The 15,409-nt window shown below is 63.8% G+C and carries 13 protein-coding genes and 1 tRNA gene; 12 read left to right on the plus strand and 2 right to left on the minus strand.

The genetic code is table 11. The features are described from left to right. Positions 1 to 450: 450 nt before the first annotated feature. The 4 genes from LPW26_RS03040 to LPW26_RS03055 all read left to right on the plus strand — a co-directional run bounded on the left by LPW26_RS03040 (position 451) and on the right by LPW26_RS03055 (position 2,995). Entirely contained in the window at positions 451 to 1,212 is a 762-nt protein-coding gene (locus LPW26_RS03040) for an SIR2 family NAD-dependent protein deacylase (protein WP_238732797.1), read from the plus strand. 206 nt (positions 1,213 to 1,418) lie between these two features. Then, the gene (locus LPW26_RS03045) at positions 1,419 to 2,066 is read left to right on the plus strand and encodes a cold-shock protein (RefSeq protein WP_238732798.1); all 648 of its coding nucleotides are present in this window, start codon (positions 1,419 to 1,421) and stop codon (positions 2,064 to 2,066) included. Positions 2,067 to 2,385: 319 nt separating this feature from the next. Continuing rightward, positions 2,386 to 2,862 (plus strand): DUF192 domain-containing protein, encoded by a 477-nt coding sequence (locus tag LPW26_RS03050; RefSeq protein ID WP_238732799.1) that lies wholly within the window; start codon positions 2,386 to 2,388, stop codon positions 2,860 to 2,862. A 56-nt stretch (positions 2,863 to 2,918) separates the two neighbouring features. Next, positions 2,919 to 2,995, plus strand: a tRNA-Pro gene (locus LPW26_RS03055). Between the two features lie 53 nt (positions 2,996 to 3,048). On the opposite strand, the gene LPW26_RS03060 is transcribed toward LPW26_RS03055, so the two are convergent. Beyond that, positions 3,049 to 4,305 (minus strand): OpgC domain-containing protein, encoded by a 1,257-nt coding sequence (locus tag LPW26_RS03060; protein ID WP_238732800.1) that lies wholly within the window; start codon positions 4,303 to 4,305, stop codon positions 3,049 to 3,051. Between the two features lie 219 nt (positions 4,306 to 4,524). On the opposite strand from LPW26_RS03060, the gene LPW26_RS03065 reads away from it, so the two are divergent. After that, positions 4,525 to 4,830, plus strand: coding sequence for an ETC complex I subunit (locus LPW26_RS03065; protein WP_238732801.1), 306 nt, complete (start codon positions 4,525 to 4,527; stop codon positions 4,828 to 4,830). 141 nt (positions 4,831 to 4,971) lie between these two features. Here LPW26_RS03065 and LPW26_RS03070 read toward each other — a convergent pair whose 3' ends face one another. Then, complete coding sequence (locus tag LPW26_RS03070) at positions 4,972 to 5,736, minus strand: enoyl-CoA hydratase/isomerase family protein (RefSeq protein ID WP_319942156.1); 765 nt, start codon at positions 5,734 to 5,736, stop codon at positions 4,972 to 4,974. Positions 5,737 to 6,109: 373 nt separating this feature from the next. Between LPW26_RS03070 and LPW26_RS03075 the strand changes: the two genes are divergently transcribed. From LPW26_RS03075 to LPW26_RS03105, 7 genes are all read left to right on the plus strand, one after another. Beyond that, on the plus strand, positions 6,110 to 7,741 hold the full coding sequence (locus tag LPW26_RS03075; RefSeq protein WP_238732802.1) for an AMP-binding protein: 1,632 nt from the start codon (positions 6,110 to 6,112) through the stop codon (positions 7,739 to 7,741). Positions 7,742 to 7,744: 3 nt separating this feature from the next. Then, positions 7,745 to 8,467: an SDR family NAD(P)-dependent oxidoreductase gene (locus tag LPW26_RS03080; protein WP_238732803.1), complete on the plus strand. Its 723-nt coding sequence runs from the start codon at positions 7,745 to 7,747 to the stop codon at positions 8,465 to 8,467. Positions 8,468 to 8,511: 44 nt separating this feature from the next. Beyond that, complete coding sequence (locus LPW26_RS03085) at positions 8,512 to 9,738, plus strand: ABC transporter substrate-binding protein (RefSeq protein ID WP_238732804.1); 1,227 nt, start codon at positions 8,512 to 8,514, stop codon at positions 9,736 to 9,738. Then, positions 9,735 to 10,520, plus strand: coding sequence for a TetR/AcrR family transcriptional regulator (locus LPW26_RS03090; protein ID WP_238732805.1), 786 nt, complete (start codon positions 9,735 to 9,737; stop codon positions 10,518 to 10,520). The genes LPW26_RS03085 and LPW26_RS03090 overlap by 4 nt, the downstream gene beginning before the upstream one ends. Positions 10,521 to 10,527: 7 nt before the next feature. After that, positions 10,528 to 11,268 carry an SDR family NAD(P)-dependent oxidoreductase gene (locus LPW26_RS03095; RefSeq protein WP_238732806.1) on the plus strand — a complete coding sequence of 247 codons (741 nt, stop codon included), beginning with the start codon at positions 10,528 to 10,530 and terminating at the stop codon, positions 11,266 to 11,268. A gap of 391 nt (positions 11,269 to 11,659) precedes the next feature. Beyond that, positions 11,660 to 13,264 carry a carboxyl transferase domain-containing protein gene (locus LPW26_RS03100; protein WP_238732807.1) on the plus strand — a complete coding sequence of 535 codons (1,605 nt, stop codon included), beginning with the start codon at positions 11,660 to 11,662 and terminating at the stop codon, positions 13,262 to 13,264. A 16-nt stretch (positions 13,265 to 13,280) separates the two neighbouring features. After that, the gene (locus LPW26_RS03105; RefSeq protein ID WP_238732808.1) at positions 13,281 to 15,296 is read left to right on the plus strand and encodes an acetyl/propionyl/methylcrotonyl-CoA carboxylase subunit alpha; all 2,016 of its coding nucleotides are present in this window, start codon (positions 13,281 to 13,283) and stop codon (positions 15,294 to 15,296) included. Positions 15,297 to 15,409 lie beyond the last annotated feature (113 nt).

Raw genomic sequence — 15,409 nt, forward strand, 5'->3', positions numbered from 1 at the left:
AGGGGATGATAGGGTCGATCTTGCGACGAAAGCGACCAAATGGAAAGCGCACAGGTCGGCGCGCCGTCCGATCAAGGCCGCGTAGGGGCGTGCCACTGCCGCGTCAAACAAATCGGGCCCCGCAGCTATGCTGCGGAGCCCGCTCTTGTCGATGATCGCGTGCAGGGGAATGCGGCGAAAGGGATCGTATCGCGCGGTGACCGCGTCCGACGAAAAAGAGCCCCGCCTTGGAGGGTACGGGGCTCTTTCGGGGGAGGTCATCCGTAGAGACACTCAGACTATCGGCGCGGTGGTGCGCGGTTGCAATTCAAAAAAATGTGGGGTCGAATTGATGCATAGGGAACTGCTCCGAGCACGCCCTGTTCGCCTCAGACCCGCGCCTCGCGTGCGAGCTCGTCGATCCTGCGCGGAGCGCCCAAGTCAATGGACGATCCCTGGAATGCAGCAGCCATGATCGCGACCGACCTTCGCAGCGGAGTGGACCAACTCGGCGACATGATCGCGCAGGCCTCAGTGATCGTGCCATTCACCGGCGCCGGGATCTCGACCGAGTCCGGCATTCCGGATTTTCGCTCGCCGGGTGGGCTGTGGACCCGCAACCGCCCGATCCCGTTCGAGGAGTTCGTGGCCCGGCAGGACGCCCGCGACGAGGCTTGGCGTCGCCGCTTCGCGATGGAGGCCACCTTCGCGGCGGCGCGGCCCAGCCGCGGACATCGCGCGCTGGCGGCGTTGTACAAGTCCGGGAAGATTCCGGCGGTTGTGACCCAGAATATCGACAATCTGCACCAGGCGTCCGGCTTTGCACCGCACGATGTCGTCGAGCTGCACGGCAACACCACCTACGCGCGCTGCATCGGCTGCGGCAAACGTCATGAGCTCGACTGGGTGCGGCATTGGTTCGAGCGCACCGGCAACGCGCCGCATTGCACGGCGTGCGATGAGCCGGTGAAGACGGCGACGATTTCGTTCGGCCAGGCGATGCCGCCGGACGAGATGCGTCGCGCCACCGATCTGGCACAGAACTGCGATCTGTTTCTGGCAATCGGTTCGTCGCTGGTGGTGTGGCCGGCTGCGGGCATTCCGATTCTGGCGAAAGAGTGCGGCGCGAAGCTGGTGATCATCAACAACGAGCCAACTGATCAAGACGAGATCGCCGATCTGGTGATCCGGCACGACATCGGCGAAGCGCTCGGACCGTTCGTCGGCAACTGAGTCCCGTATGATTCGCAGGTAATCAACCCTGTTCATAGCCGTAGCGTGGCTCGTTTTTTATCTTTGCCACAGGCATCGGGATGTTATCTTCGAATCAAGAGATTCGCGGCGGCGCAATCCTGATTAGTGACGGAACTGAGGCCCGCGGATCATTGGCGTCGCAGAAGCGACGACAGTTATTGTTTTGACGCACGGGGTCCGGGGTCATGGGGTCGGACGGATTTGAGTCCAAGAAGCCGGGTGGCATCCCGGCAATCGGAGCAGGGCGGCCAGCTGTGGTGGAGTATACGCACCGCGACGGCATCGGCGGCGCCTTCACCGGCCTCGGCGAGTCCGCGAACCTGGTCGAGATCACCGGCGTGATCAAATGGTTCGACGCATCGAAAGGCTACGGCTTCATCGTTCCGGACAACGGTTCCGCCGACGTGTTGCTACACGTCACGGTGTTGCGTCGCGATGGTTTCCAGACCGCCTATGAGGGCGCGCGGATCGTCGTCGAATGCATGCAGCGCGCCAAGGGCTATCAGGCATTCCGCGTCGTTTCGATGGACGAGTCGACTGCGATTCACCCGGCCCAGATGTTGCCGCCGCGCACCCATGTCAGCGTGACGCCGACCAGTGGTCTGGAGCGTGCGCAGGTGAAATGGTTCAACCGGCTGCGCGGCTTCGGCTTCCTGACGTGCGGCGAGGGAACGCCCGACATTTTTGTCCATATGGAAACGTTGCGCCGCTACGGCATGACCGAGCTGCGCCCAGGGCAATATGTGCTGGTGCGATTCGGGCCCGGCTCCAAGGGTATGATGGCGGCCGAGATCCAACCGGAAAACGGCGCGCCGGGACTGTCGTCGCATTAATCCCCGCGACGCGGGGCGCGAGCGCTCGCATCAGCTCTCAGCCTGGCGCGATTTGGCTTATCCCAGCACTCGACATTCTTTCCTTATCGCAGCTTCATTCTTTATCGCAGCTTCTCTTCCGGCCCGATTTTTTTGCGAGGCATCGGAAGCCTTTAGCCTACATTCATCAAACGGAGACCACCGCCGCGACAGCAGCCATCGCCAAGTTGTGATCCGCTGCACGCCTCGATCGGCGGATCTGCGTCGCGTGGTCTGGCATTCGGCATCGTGGCCGGGCTAGGTTCGGCCGATCACTCCCCGCATGGAAACAGGCTGCCCGATGATTGGCTTACGACTTGGATGGACCCGCGCGTGGAGCGCGCTCGCCGCTGTGCTGATGCTCTGTGCCTTCGCGGTGAACGAGGCGCGTGCGGCCAAGATGGAGACGCTCGAGATCGCCAGCAAGACCGGCGTGCACGTCTTTACGGTCGAGATCGCCACCAGCGACAAGGAGCGGGAAACCGGCCTGATGTATCGCAAGGAGCTGGCGGACGGGCTGGGCATGCTGTTCGACTTCCGGCCGGAGCAGCCGGTGTCGATGTGGATGAAGAACACCTACATCCCGCTGGACATGATCTTCATCCAGGCCGATGGCCGGATCCTTCGGATCGCCGAGAACACCGAGCCGCTGTCGACCCGGATCATCCCCTCGGGTGGTCCGGTGACTGGCGTGCTCGAGGTAATCGGCGGCACCGCCAAAAAGCTCGGCATTGCGCCCGGCGACCGGGTCGGCCACCCGATGTTCAAGGGCCGCTGAAGCGGCCGCTTGTCGGGCTGCGCTGAAGCGTGTATCCACCGCGCATCGACACGTCCCGGGGTATAGCGCAGCCTGGTAGCGCGGCAGTTTTGGGTACTGCAGGTCCACGGTTCGAATCCGTGTGCCCCGACCATCCCATTTGGCTCAGCCCGCCAATCGCATCCACTTTCGCAGGCGCCCCCGATTTCAGCTCCCGGCGCCACCCGCCGAGGGCAGCGCTGCCGCAGATGGACCTGCCGGCGTCTCGATGCCGGCTGCGGCGACCGTCGAAGCTGGTGCGGCCATGCCTTCAGGCTGCGCGGCTGACGGCTTCGCGGTCGGCTTCTTCGGCTTGTCCTGCTGCTTCGACCAGGTGATGTAATAGGCGACGATCGTCATCAGCGTGATGCCGGCGACGCTGACCACGATCTGGACCAGCAGCGAGCCCGAGCTCAGCAGCAGCTCGAAATGCGCCACGAACGACAGAAAAACGCCGACGCAGAACACCGCCAGAGACTGCTGGCCGCATTTGATCAGCGGATCGAAAATCGGCCACTCCAGCCCCTTCCACTCCTTCGGCACGAAGCGGATCACCAGCACCACCAGCACGGCGAAATGCAGGAAGCGGTAGGGCGCCAGGTTGGTCTTGTCGTTGGGGTTGAAGGCGTCGTTGAGCCAGACCGGGAGCAACTCACCGAGTGCCGGGAATCGGCCCGCCATCGTCATCACCAGCGCGAACAGCATGTAGGCGACGCAGAACCACAGCATGGCGCGGGAGTTGATGATCGACTTGGACCGCATGGTGCCGCCGAGCGCGCACCAGGCGCCGAACACGAACAGCAACTGCCAGCAGAACGGGTTGAAGTACCAGCTGCCGCCGGGGTAGCCGGGCAAGTTCCAGCCGAAATGCCGTGCGGCGAAGTACAGCGCGAACGACGCGATCATCACCGCGTCGGGTCTGCGCAGCATCAGCCACAGCACCGGCGGAAACAGCCCCATCAGGACGATATAGAGCGGCAGCACGTCCAGATTGACCGGCTTGAATTTCAGCAGCAGGCCTTGCTTCAGCGTCTCGATCGGGCTGTCGACCAGGCCGGCGACGTTGAACTCGTTGATGATGTCGGGATCGCTGAAGCGTTGCGCGACATAGCCGATCGCCACGATGTAGATCACGAACAGCACGATGTGCGCGACGTAAAGCTGCCAGACCCGCTTGGTCAGCCGCGTGCCGCCGACGATGAAACCGCGCTCCAGCATCATCTTGGCGTAGACGAACGAGGCCGTGTAGCCGGAGATGAAAACGAACAGGTCGGCAGCGTCGCTGAAGCCGTAGTTCCGGGTGGTGATCCAGTTCACCACGTTGTCGGGGATGTGATCCAGGTAGATCGCCCAGTTGGCGACACCCCGGAACAGGTCCAGCCGCAGGTCGCGCCCTTTTCCAGGAAGAATGGCCTGAATTTGCATGAAGCGGTTCGTCCGTTTCGTTCGGGAAGCCTATCTGGTGCGAGACGGCTCGATTGTCACGGGGGCGGGGACGGAATATACCCAATCAGGAAAAGAAATCGCCAAGCGATGGATCACGCGTGCGGGGGCCTGACCACGGTCGCGCCTCGGAACTTTACACGATGAGCCGCGCTTTCACCAAACCACCGCAATGCCGCACCTGACAGGCCAGAACCTTCGATGACCGCACGAATCTTCAAGCCCGCCAAGAACGCCATGCAGTCCGGCACCGCGAAGACGCGGGAATGGCAGCTCGACTACGAGCCCGAGGTGGCCCGGCAGATCGAGCCGCTGATGGGCTGGACCTCGTCCAGCGATATGCAGCAGCAGATCAGCCTGCATTTCCACACCCGCGAGGAAGCCATCGCCTATTGCGAGCGCGAGGGCATCCCATACCAAGTTATCGAGCCCAAGCCTTCCGCGCGCCGCCGCGCGGCCTATGCGGACAATTTCGCGTTCCGTCGTCCGGAGCCGTGGACGCACTGATTCCGGACACCTCCGATCCGGAACGCCGAGTGGCGGGCGAGGGGGGCCCCGCCGCCGTTTCGACCGGAAGAACTCGGGCAAGGTCCAGCACCGCTGCGGACGACAAAGCGTCACGCGGCGGAGCTGCCCGGCCGCCCTTCCTCATTTTTTCAGGAACGAGCGAACACGGCTCTTGTGCTCCTCAGAGCCGAAGCATTCCTTTTCCATCGCAAGCGACGTGTCGAGGTTGAGGTTGACCGTGTCGCGCAGGATCTTGTTGAGGGACGCCTTGGTGGCGCGGATCGCCATCTGAGCCCCGTCGGCCAGTCGTTTGGCCATCGCCAGGGCTGACGGCAGCAGTTCGCCGTCGGGCACGACGTGGTTGACGAGGCCCATTTCCTTCGCCAGCGCTGCGTTGATCTTCTTGCCCGTGAACAGGAACTCCTTGGCGCGTGGCATCCCCACGATCCACGGCCAGATCGCGGCGCCACCGTCCCCGGCTGCAATGCCCGCCAGAACGTGCGTATCGGCGATGACGCCGCTTTCGCTCATGTAAATGATGTCGCCGAACAGCGCGAGCGTCGCCCCCAATCCGACGGCCGGGCCATTGACCGCGGTGATGATCGGCTGCGGCACCTCGAGCAGATCGACGATGATCCTCCTGGCCTCGATGAACAGGCGATCGAGATCGCCCTCCGGCATGTCGGCGAACCATTCGATATCGCCACCGGCGCAGAATGCGCGACCTTCGCCCGTCAACACCACCGATCGGCATACGGCGTGTTCGGTGATGTCTCTGAACAGCCATGACATCTCGGTGTGCAGCCGGGCATCGATCGCATTCAGTCGGTCGTGACGCGCGAAGCGGACGACCATGACGTGATCGATCGTTTCGAAGGTGATTAGTTTGTACTTATCCTGCCACATCGTTGGTCCTCTCCAAGGTCTGGTCTGATTAGTCGGCGTCTCGTGCTGCGATGGTCTTTAAATCAGCGGCCAGCCGCGACTGTCCGGCGCGTCGCCGGTGATTCGAACGGCCTTTCTCCGGGTGAGACGACGGGCTGGTCGAAGGCTTGCGCTGCCCGGCGGTGGCGCCTCCGCGTCGCGAGGGCAACGCGAGCACGCTCCGCATCGAGCCAGCCTGTCGCCTCAAGCGCTTCGAGGTGAATTAGAATTTCCATTTATTGCATTCCAATATTCAATCAACACCATGTAAAAAAACAAAAAAACTATTGCAACATGAATTGTCATTCAATAATGGGAGGGAAATAGCGCGCCTGCATGGCGTGGGAGGAAAGCTGTGGCGCAGATCGAAACCGCCTATCACGCGTTCATTCGCGCCTGCGAATCGTGGCCCGATCGGCCCTTCCTTGCCGACATTTCGCGGGCGCGATCGGGGGTAACTGGGGAGGTAACGTTCGCGGCCGCCCGCCGGCGTGTGGACGAGTGGATTGAGCGCTTCGAACAAGCGGGTTACGGAGGCGGCCACCGCGTCGGGGTGTTGCTCGGCAATGATCCCGATCATTTCGTCATCAACCTCGCGCTCAACGCGATCGGTGCGTCGATTGTGCCGCTGAGCCTCGATGCTACCAGCCACGAACTGGCCTACGTCATCGACCATTCGGAAGCGGCTTTGATCGTCCATGGTGACGCCTGGACGGCGCACGTCACGGAGACGCTCTCGCGACTGACGAGTCCTCCTCCGACAATGTTGAAGGGCGATGTCTCGTGTCCCGCAGCGGGCAAGGCGCGCAACGATGCGCGTCCCAACGCTTTGACTGAAGCAAGTCTGCTGTACACCTCGGGGACGACCGGGCGGCCCAAGGGCTGCATTCTGACCAATGCCTATTACCTTCGGCTCGGCCGCGCGTACGTGGAAGCGGGCGGTGCGGCGACCATTCGAGCGGGCGAGGAGCGGATTCTCAATCCGCTTCCGGTCTCGCACCAGAATGCAGGCATCTTCTCCTTCATGTGCGCGGTGCTCAGCGGAAGTTGCATTCTGCTGACCGATCGATTCCATGCCTCGACCTGGTGGCAGCAGGTCGCCCACAGTCGGGCGACCATCATTCACTATCTCGGAGTGATGCCGGCCATTCTGCTCAAATTGCCGAAGTGTCCGGAGGAGCGCAGCCACGGCGTACGCTTCGGCATCGGGGCCGGCGTCGAGCCGTCCTTGCATCAACCGTTCGAGCAGCGCTTCGGTTTTCCGCTCATCGAGTTGTGGGGGATGACCGAAGTCGGCTGCGGCTTCATCGCATCAGACGAGCCGCGTCAGGTCGGCAGCCGCGCGGTGGGCACGGTAAAAACCAGCGATCCCGATCAGTTCGAGGTTCGCCTGGTGGACGATGGCGGCAACGATGTCGCGGTCGGCGAAACCGGCGAATTGCTGGTGCGAAAGCCCGGTGCCGATCCGTCGAAGGACATGTTCGCCGGCTATCTGAAGGACCCGGCGGCGACGGCGGCGGCCTGGCAGGGCGGCTGGTTTCACACCGGCGACGCCTTCCGGCAAGACGCCGCGGGTACGCTCTTCTTCGTCGAGCGACGCAAGAACATCATCCGGCGTTCGGGCGAGAATATCGCGGCGGCGGAAGTCGAAACGGTGCTTCTCGACCATGCACGCGTCGCCCGCACGGCGGTCATCGCCGTCAAGGACGAAATCCGGGACGAGGAAGTTTTCGCCTGCATCGTCGTGAAAGATGGTTCCGCCGACGCCGCTCTGGCGGAGGAGCTGTTCGATTGGTGCAAGGAACGGCTGGCCTACTACAAGGCGCCGGGGTGGATCGTGTTCCTCGACGACATACCGGTGACCTCCACCCAGAAGGTGCAGAAATCGACCATCTTCGCCAGCGGCGAGGAGCCGCGGCATCATCCCAACGCAATTGACCTGCGCGCGCTCAAGAAGCGCGACGCGTCGTCTCGATCGGAGCGGTAGACCATGAGCACACCGTTCGATCTCACCGATCAGACCATCCTCGTCAGCGGCGCCGCAGGCGGCATCGGCTATGCCGCGGCGGTGGCGCTGGCGACGCAGGGCGCACGTGTGGTGCTGTGCGATCGCCGCCCGATTGAGGATGAAAGGCTGCGCCGGCTCGGAGCTCGCGCGACATTCGCTGTTTGCGACGTCACCTCCAGGAGCGGCGTCGAGGACCTGCACAGCGCTTTTCCCAAGGTCGACGGGCTGGTGCTCGCCGCCGGAATCCTGCCCTTCGACAACTGGATGGATGACGACTGGGATCAGTCGTTCGACCGCGTGATGGCGGTGAACGTGCGCGGCTGCATCAATCTCGTCCGGGCTTATTTCCCGGGCATGTGCGAGCGGCGAAGCGGCCGTGTCGTGTTCGTCGGTTCGGCGTCCGGTCGGATGGGCGGGATGCAGGCCGGACCTCACTACGCCGCGTCGAAGGGGGCGGTGCATTCCTTGGTCCGGTGGTACGCGAAGCGTGCCGCTCCGCTCGGCGTCTGCGTCAACGGCGTCGCGCCGGGAAGCATCGCGACGGAGATGCTCGATGGGCAGCCATTCGATGCCGCGCGCGTGCCGATGCGGCGGATGGGCACCGTGGACGAGGTGGCGTGGCCCATTGCGTTCCTGTGCTCACCGGCGGCCGGATACATGAACGGTGCCGTGATCGATATCAACGGTGGTCTCGTGTTTTCCTGACCGCCGTCTCACCAAGAAAATAACAAACTAAGGAGGAGGCCTGGATGCGTTCGAAACGATGGAAGACTCTCGCAGCAACTTTGGCGCTTGCGTTCTCGGCCGGCTCGGCCTGGTCGCAAAGCGCGCCGGTGAAGATCAAGATCGGCGTTCTCAACGACCAATCCGGCATCGGTGTCGCACTTGCAGGACCGGGATCGGTCGTTGCCGCCCAGCTCGCAATTGCAGACTACGAAAAGGCTCATCCGGGTTCCAAGATCGAGCTGATTTCCGCAGATCACCAGAACAAGCCGGACGTCGGCTCGTCGATCGCGCGGCAGTGGTACGAGCGCGACGGCGTCAGCGCGATTTTCGACGTGCAGACGTCCTCGGTCGCATTGGCGGTGAGCGAGCTGACGCGGCAGCAGAACAAGGCCTTTATCGCGTCTGGCGCTGGCTCCGCCGATCTCACGGGCGTGAAATGTTCTCCGAACACCGTTCAGTGGACCTATGATACCTGGGCCCTGGCGAATGCTACCGGTTCCGCGATCGTCAAAACCGGCGGCAAATCCTGGTTCTTCATCACGGCGGACTACAGCTTCGGCCATGCGCTGGAAAAGGATACGACCAGCGTCGTGCTCAAGAACGGCGGAACGGTCAAAGGCCACGTGCTTCACCCGTTCGGCACGGCCGACTACGCATCCTTCATTCTGCAGGCTCAAGCCTCGAAGTCGGACATCGTCGGCCTGGCGACCTCTTCCGGCGACCTGATCAATCTGATCAAGCAGAGTGCCGAGTTCGGCGTGTCGAACGGCGGCCAGAAGCTCGCCGCATTGCTGATGTTCATTTCGGACGTGCACGCGCTGGGGCTGAATTCGACGCAGGGTCTGCTGTTGGCTTCGGCGTTCTATTGGGATCTGACCCCCGAGACGCGCGATTGGTCGAAGCGATTTGCCGAAAAATACCGTGCCCAGATGCCCACCATGGTCCAGGCCGGTGTCTACGCCAGCGTCCTGCACTATCTGAAAGCCGTCGAGGCTTTGCCTGAAGCCGATCGTGAAAACGGCGCCAAGGTGATTCAGAAGATGAAGGACATCGGCACCGACGACGTGCTGTTCGGCAAGGGCACGATCCGCGCCGACGGCCGCAAACTGCACGACATGTACCTGTTCCAGGTGAAGACGCCGCAGGAGTCGAAAGCGCCGTGGGACTACTACAAAAAGATCACGACGATCCCCGCAGCCGAAGCCTTCCGTCCGATCGAGCAGGGCGGCTGCCCGCTGGTCGGTCAGTGATATCGCGCCGGGCCCATGCGACCAGCGGGTGGGCCCGGCGCCGGCGCTACTCTCGTCTTTCGCGCCCCATCGATCTCCTATATGTCTGGCGAACCTTCACCTCAATCGAAAGCTTCGGGATGAGTCGGTCGCCGCTACTCAAATTCAAGCGCTCCAGGGGTGATAAACTGGACGACACGCGGCGCGCGATCTACACGGCGGCGATCGAGGTGGTCGGCGAAGAGGGCTACGCGAACGCCACCATCGTCAAGATCGCAGAGCGCGCCAAGATCGCCACGGGAACATTCTACAATTGCTTCGAGACCCGGCAGGATCTGTTCGATCAATTGCTTCCGGTGTTGGGCGAGAGACTGCTCGCGCACCTGCGCGCCCAGGTGCCGGAGGATGCGCGCGGGATTGCGCGCGAACTGGCACGGATCAGGGCGTATTTCGATTTCTGCCGGAGGACGCCCGGGTTTCTGCGCATCCTGAACGAGGCGGAAGTGTTTGCGCCAGAGGCATATATGAGCCACGTCCGTCGCTTCTACGAGAGTTATCAGCGCGCGTTGATGCGATCCAGCAGTCATGGCGAATTGAAAGACTATTCCGCGGAGGATCTGGATATCGTCGTGTTCATTCTGTTCGGTGTTCGCAGCTATCTGTCCACGATGTATCAGTACAATTTCATCGATCGCGGCACGGCGTCGCTGGAGCGTGTGCTCGCGGTTTACGAAAAGCTGCTGACGCAAGGGCTGTTTCGCGAGATGCCGTCCGCGTACGAGCCGGTTCGTTCCGGTGGGTGAAGGCGTCATGACGAAGCCTGTCGTGGTGATCACCGGCGCGGCCGGCGGGATCGGATTCGCGACCGCGCAGCACTTCCTGAGCCGCGGCTGGACCGTCCATGCGCTTGACAAAACGCGCCCCGGGATTGATGGCGCGATCGGCCATTCATGCGACGTGACCGACGAGGCCGCGTTGTGCTCGGCGGCGCAGTCCATCGGGCCGCTCGATGCGCTGGTGACCGCAGCCGGGATCAATCTGCGGCCGCACGACAATGCGGCGGAGCGTCTCAGTCTCGCTGCCTGGGATCAGACGATCGCGGTCAATTTGACCGGCACGATGCTGACCGTTCGCGTGTTTCGACCGAATATCCGGCCGGACGGCGCGATCGTCGTGGTCGGCAGCGTCGCGGCTCTGCGCGCGATGCCGCGGTCCGACGCCTATACGGCCAGTAAAGGTGCCATCACGGCGCTGACCCGGAGTTGGGCGGTGGACTACAGCCGGGACGGCGTGCGTGTGAATTGCGTCGCGCCCGGGCCGACCGATACGGCGATGATGGCCGACATCCGCGACAGCCATGTCGGGACACAGGGAATCGAGTTGCCCCAGCAACGATTGGCCAGTCCGAACGAAGTCGCGCAGGTCATCGGATTCCTGGCTTCACCGGAAGCGTCGTACGTCTCGGGGGCAGTGGTGCCGGTCGATGGTGGCGCTACCGCGCACAGTGCCGGTGTCGCGTTTCCGCGCCGGAATCGGCAGCAGCAGGCGTAGTCGCCAAAACAATCTGGAGCCGATATGTCGTTTGTCACGTGCATTCGGTCCCACATCGCGAAAGAGCGGGGCTTGTGGATGGCGCTTGCATCGCAGATTAAACCGGGTTCGACTGGGGTTAAGCCGAACGCGACGCCGCGCCTCGATTGGTCGCCTGATTGTGCTGCAAGCGGGCGGTTGGGGACGACGGTCGGCGGGGGATTGTCCGGCCGTGTAGGTCATTGGTCCTGCCTCATGACCTCTCGGCACAAGCGGACCGGGCGGCCAATTGCTATCGTCGACGCTTCAATCGGATTACGAGAGGTTAGGGTTGCGTCCCGCGCCCGCGGGATGACACCATGTGCCGAACGCTTCGCCCGAAGCGAGCCATAACTGCACTGCCGGAAACGCCATGTCCCTACACTCCAAGATCGATCCCGGCTCGGCCGATTTCGCGCGCAATGCCGAGAGCATGCGCGCACTGGTGGCGGAGCTGAAGGACAAGCTCGCGGCCGTCGCCGGCGGCGGTGGCGAGGCGTCCCGCGCCAAGCACACCGCGCGCGGCAAGCTGCTGGCGCGTGACCGGGTCGACCTGCTGCTCGACCCCGGCACCGCGTTTCTCGAATTGTCGCCGCTGGCCGCCAACGGCCTCTACGGCGGCGACGTTCATTCGGCCTCGATTGTCACGGGCGTCGGCCGGGTCAATGGCCGCGAGTGCATGATCGTCGCTAACGACGCCACCGTGAAGGGTGGCACCTATTATCCGCTGACGGTGAAGAAGCATCTGCGTGCGCAGGACATTGCGCGGCAGAACAATCTGCCGTGCATCTACATGGTCGATTCCGGTGGCGCCTTCCTGCCGCAGCAGGACGAGGTGTTTCCCGACGAACGCCACTTCGGCCGGATCTTCTTCAACCAGGCCAACATGTCGGCGCAGGGCATCCCGCAGATCGCCGTGGTGATGGGCTCGTGCACCGCCGGCGGCGCCTATGTGCCAGCCATGTCGGACGAGAGCATCATCGTGCGCAACCAGGGCACCATCTTCCTCGGCGGCCCGCCGCTGGTGAAGGCTGCGACCGGCGAGGTGGTGAGCGCCGAAGAACTCGGCGGCGCCGACGTCCATTCTCGCCAATCGGGCGTGACCGATCACTACGCGCAGAACGACGCCCACGCGATCGGCATCGCGCGAAAAATCGTCGGCACGCTGAAGCCGCCGCAGCGCGCGGCGCTCAACATGCGCGACCCGCGCGAGCCGCTGTATCCGGCCGAGCAGCTCTACGGCATCGTGCCGGCGGAAAGCCGCAAGCCGTTCGACGTGCGCGACATCATCGCCCGGATTGTCGACGGTTCCGAATTCGACGAATTCAAGAAGCTGTACGGCACCACGCTGGTGTGCGGCTTCGCCCATATCTGGGGCTTCCCGGTCGGCATCATCGCCAACAACGGCATCCTGTTCAGCGAAAGCTCGCTGAAAGGTGCTCACTTCATCGAACTGTGCTGCCAGCGCGGCATTCCGCTGGTGTTTTTGCAAAACATCACCGGCTTCATGGTCGGCAAGAAGTACGAAGCCGGCGGCATCGCCCGCGACGGCGCCAAGCTGGTGACGGCGGTCGCGACCGCCAACGCGCCGAAATTCACCGTGGTGATCGGCGGCTCCTATGGCGCCGGCAATTACGGCATGTGCGGCCGCGCGTACTCGCCGCGCTTTTTGTGGATGTGGCCGAACGCGCGCATCTCGGTGATGGGCGGCGAGCAGGCCGCGATGGTGCTGAGCCAGCTTCGCCGCGACAACATCGAGGCCAAGGGCGGCTCGTGGAGCACGGAGGAGGAGGAGGAATTCCGCTCGCCGATCCGCGCCCAGTACGAAACCCAGGGCAGCCCGTACTACGCGACGGCGCGGCTGTGGGACGACGGCGTGATCGACCCCGCCGACACCCGCCTGGTGCTGGGGCTCGGTTTGTCCGCGTCGAGCAATGCGCCGATCGAGCCGACCAAGTTCGGCCTGTTCCGGATGTGATGAGCAGGATCTGATGATGACCGAGAAAGCCCTGTATCGTCGCTTTCGCACGCTGCTGATCGCCAACCGCGGCGAGATCGCCTGCCGCGTCATTCGCACCGCCCGCGCCATGGGCCTGCGCACCGTCGCGGTCTATTCCGAAGCCGATGCCGGCGCGCTGCATGTCAGCGATGCCGACGAGGCCGTGCTGCTCGGCCCGGCCAAGGCCGCCGACAGTTACTTGAACATCGCGCGCATCATCGAGGCCGCCAAACAGACCGGCGCTGAGGCGGTTCATCCCGGTTACGGCTTCCTGTCCGAGAGCGCCGAATTCGCGCAGGCCTGCGCCGACGCCGGCATCGTCTTCGTCGGCCCGACGCCGGACATGATCACCGCGATGGGCTCGAAGTCGGGCTCCAAGGCGCTGATGGAAAAGGCCGGCGTGCCGCTGGTGCCGGGCTATCATGGCGCCGCGCAGGACGACGCGACGCTGGGCGCCGCCGCCGACAAAATCGGCTTTCCGGTGCTGGTGAAGGCCTCGGCCGGCGGCGGCGGCCGCGGCATGCGCGTGGTGCGCAAGGCAGAGGAATTGTCCGACGCGATCGCCAGCGCCAAGCGCGAAGCCAAGGCGGCGTTCGGCGACGACACGCTGTTGATCGAGAAATACGTCGACAACCCGCGCCACATCGAGGTGCAGATCGTCGGCGACAGCCACGGCAATCTGGTCTCGCTATTCGAGCGCGAATGCACCCTGCAGCGCCGCCACCAGAAGGTGATCGAGGAGGCGCCGTCGCCGACGCTCGACGCCGCCGGGCGCGAGAAAGTCTGCGAAGCGGCGCGGCGCGCGGCCGGCGCGGTGAACTATGTCGGCGCAGGCACCATCGAGTTCGTCTCCGACGGCAAGGACGTGTTCTTCATCGAGATGAACACCCGCCTGCAGGTCGAGCATCCGGTCACCGAGCTGATCTCGGGCGTCGATCTCGTCGAATGGCAGCTCCGCGTCGCGTTCGGCGAAGCGCTGCCGATGACGCAGGGGCAGCTCGTACTCAATGGCCACGCTATCGAAGCGCGAGTCTACGCCGAGATTCCGGCCAAGAATTTCATGCCCTCGGTCGGCAAGATCACGACGTGGCGGGCACCGGACGAGGTCGACGGGCTGCGCATCGATGCCGGCTATCGCGGTGGCGACAGCGTATCGCCGTATTACGACGCGATGCTCGCCAAGGTGATCGCCTGGGCGCCGACGCGGGCCGCCGCCATCGATCGGCTCGACCGCGGTCTGAACGAAACCGACGTCCGCGGCGTCACGACTAACATTCCGTTCCTGTCGGCGCTGGTGACGCATCCGGATGTCCGCGCCAACGCGATCGACACCGGCTTTATCGAGCGTCATCTGGCGGCCCTGACGGCGACGGCCGAGTCGCTGAGCGACCTCGAATTAGCGGCCGCCGTTGCGGCCGTCCTGCGCAGCGAAGACGATGCGGCGAAGTCGGAAGCGTCGTCGCCGTGGCGCGCGTCGGGCTGGATGCCTGTCGGCCGGCGCAAGCGCAGCTTCCTGCTCCGGCGCGGGCAGGGGCTTGAGCACACCGACTACACGGCACAGCTCACCTACGGCGGTGGCGCGTCGACGCTGACGATCGCTGGTCGCGAGATCGCATTTGCGTGGTCGGCGAGTGGTGACGGCATCGATCTGCAGCTCGACGGCGTGCGCTTGCGTAGTGCGGCAGTGGTCGACGGGCATGAAGTGTACGTGCGGACGAAGAACGGCCGCTTCGACCTCCATCTCGTCGATCCGTTCGGCGGTGAGAGCGAAGAAGCCGTCGGCGAAGACAAGATCGTCGCGCCGCTGCCTGGCACGGTCGTGGCGCTGCTTGCCGAGGTCGGCGCCAAGCTCGACAAGGGCGCCGCCATCCTCACGCTCGAAGTGATGAAGATGGAGCAGACTCTGCGCGCTCCGTTCGCCGGCACGCTCAAGGCGCTGAAATGCAAAGTCGGCGACATCGTTGCGGAAGGCGCCGAGCTGGCGGAGCTTGAGCCTGACGCAGAAGCATAAACAACGCCGTCATGGCCGGGCTCGTCCCGGCCATCCACGCCTTCTGGCGTTGATCCGGTGAAAGGCGTGGATGCCCGGGACAAGGCCGGGCATGACGAAGTACGACTTGGAGG

This window comes from Rhodopseudomonas infernalis (assembly GCF_022271405.1).
GTDB classification, from domain to species: Bacteria; Pseudomonadota; Alphaproteobacteria; order Rhizobiales; family Xanthobacteraceae; genus Rhodopseudomonas; species Rhodopseudomonas infernalis.

Bases quoted from the DNA above. Each gene is read 5' to 3' on its own strand.
- LPW26_RS03040 (WP_238732797.1), top strand. From the start codon at position 451: ATGATCGCGACCGACCTTCGCAGCGGAGTGGACCAACTCGGCGACATG.
- LPW26_RS03045 (WP_238732798.1), top strand. From the start codon at position 1,419: ATGGGGTCGGACGGATTTGAGTCCAAGAAGCCGGGTGGCATCCCGGCA.
- LPW26_RS03050 (WP_238732799.1), top strand. From the start codon at position 2,386: ATGATTGGCTTACGACTTGGATGGACCCGCGCGTGGAGCGCGCTCGCC.
- LPW26_RS03060 (WP_238732800.1), bottom strand. From the start codon at position 4,305: ATGCAAATTCAGGCCATTCTTCCTGGAAAAGGGCGCGACCTGCGGCTG.
- LPW26_RS03065 (WP_238732801.1), top strand. From the start codon at position 4,525: ATGACCGCACGAATCTTCAAGCCCGCCAAGAACGCCATGCAGTCCGGC.
- LPW26_RS03070 (WP_319942156.1), bottom strand. From the start codon at position 5,736: ATGTGGCAGGATAAGTACAAACTAATCACCTTCGAAACGATCGATCAC.
- LPW26_RS03080 (WP_238732803.1), top strand. From the start codon at position 7,745: ATGAGCACACCGTTCGATCTCACCGATCAGACCATCCTCGTCAGCGGC.
- LPW26_RS03085 (WP_238732804.1), top strand. From the start codon at position 8,512: ATGCGTTCGAAACGATGGAAGACTCTCGCAGCAACTTTGGCGCTTGCG.
- LPW26_RS03095 (WP_238732806.1), top strand. From the start codon at position 10,528: ATGACGAAGCCTGTCGTGGTGATCACCGGCGCGGCCGGCGGGATCGGA.
- LPW26_RS03100 (WP_238732807.1), top strand. From the start codon at position 11,660: ATGTCCCTACACTCCAAGATCGATCCCGGCTCGGCCGATTTCGCGCGC.
- LPW26_RS03105 (WP_238732808.1), top strand. From the start codon at position 13,281: ATGACCGAGAAAGCCCTGTATCGTCGCTTTCGCACGCTGCTGATCGCC.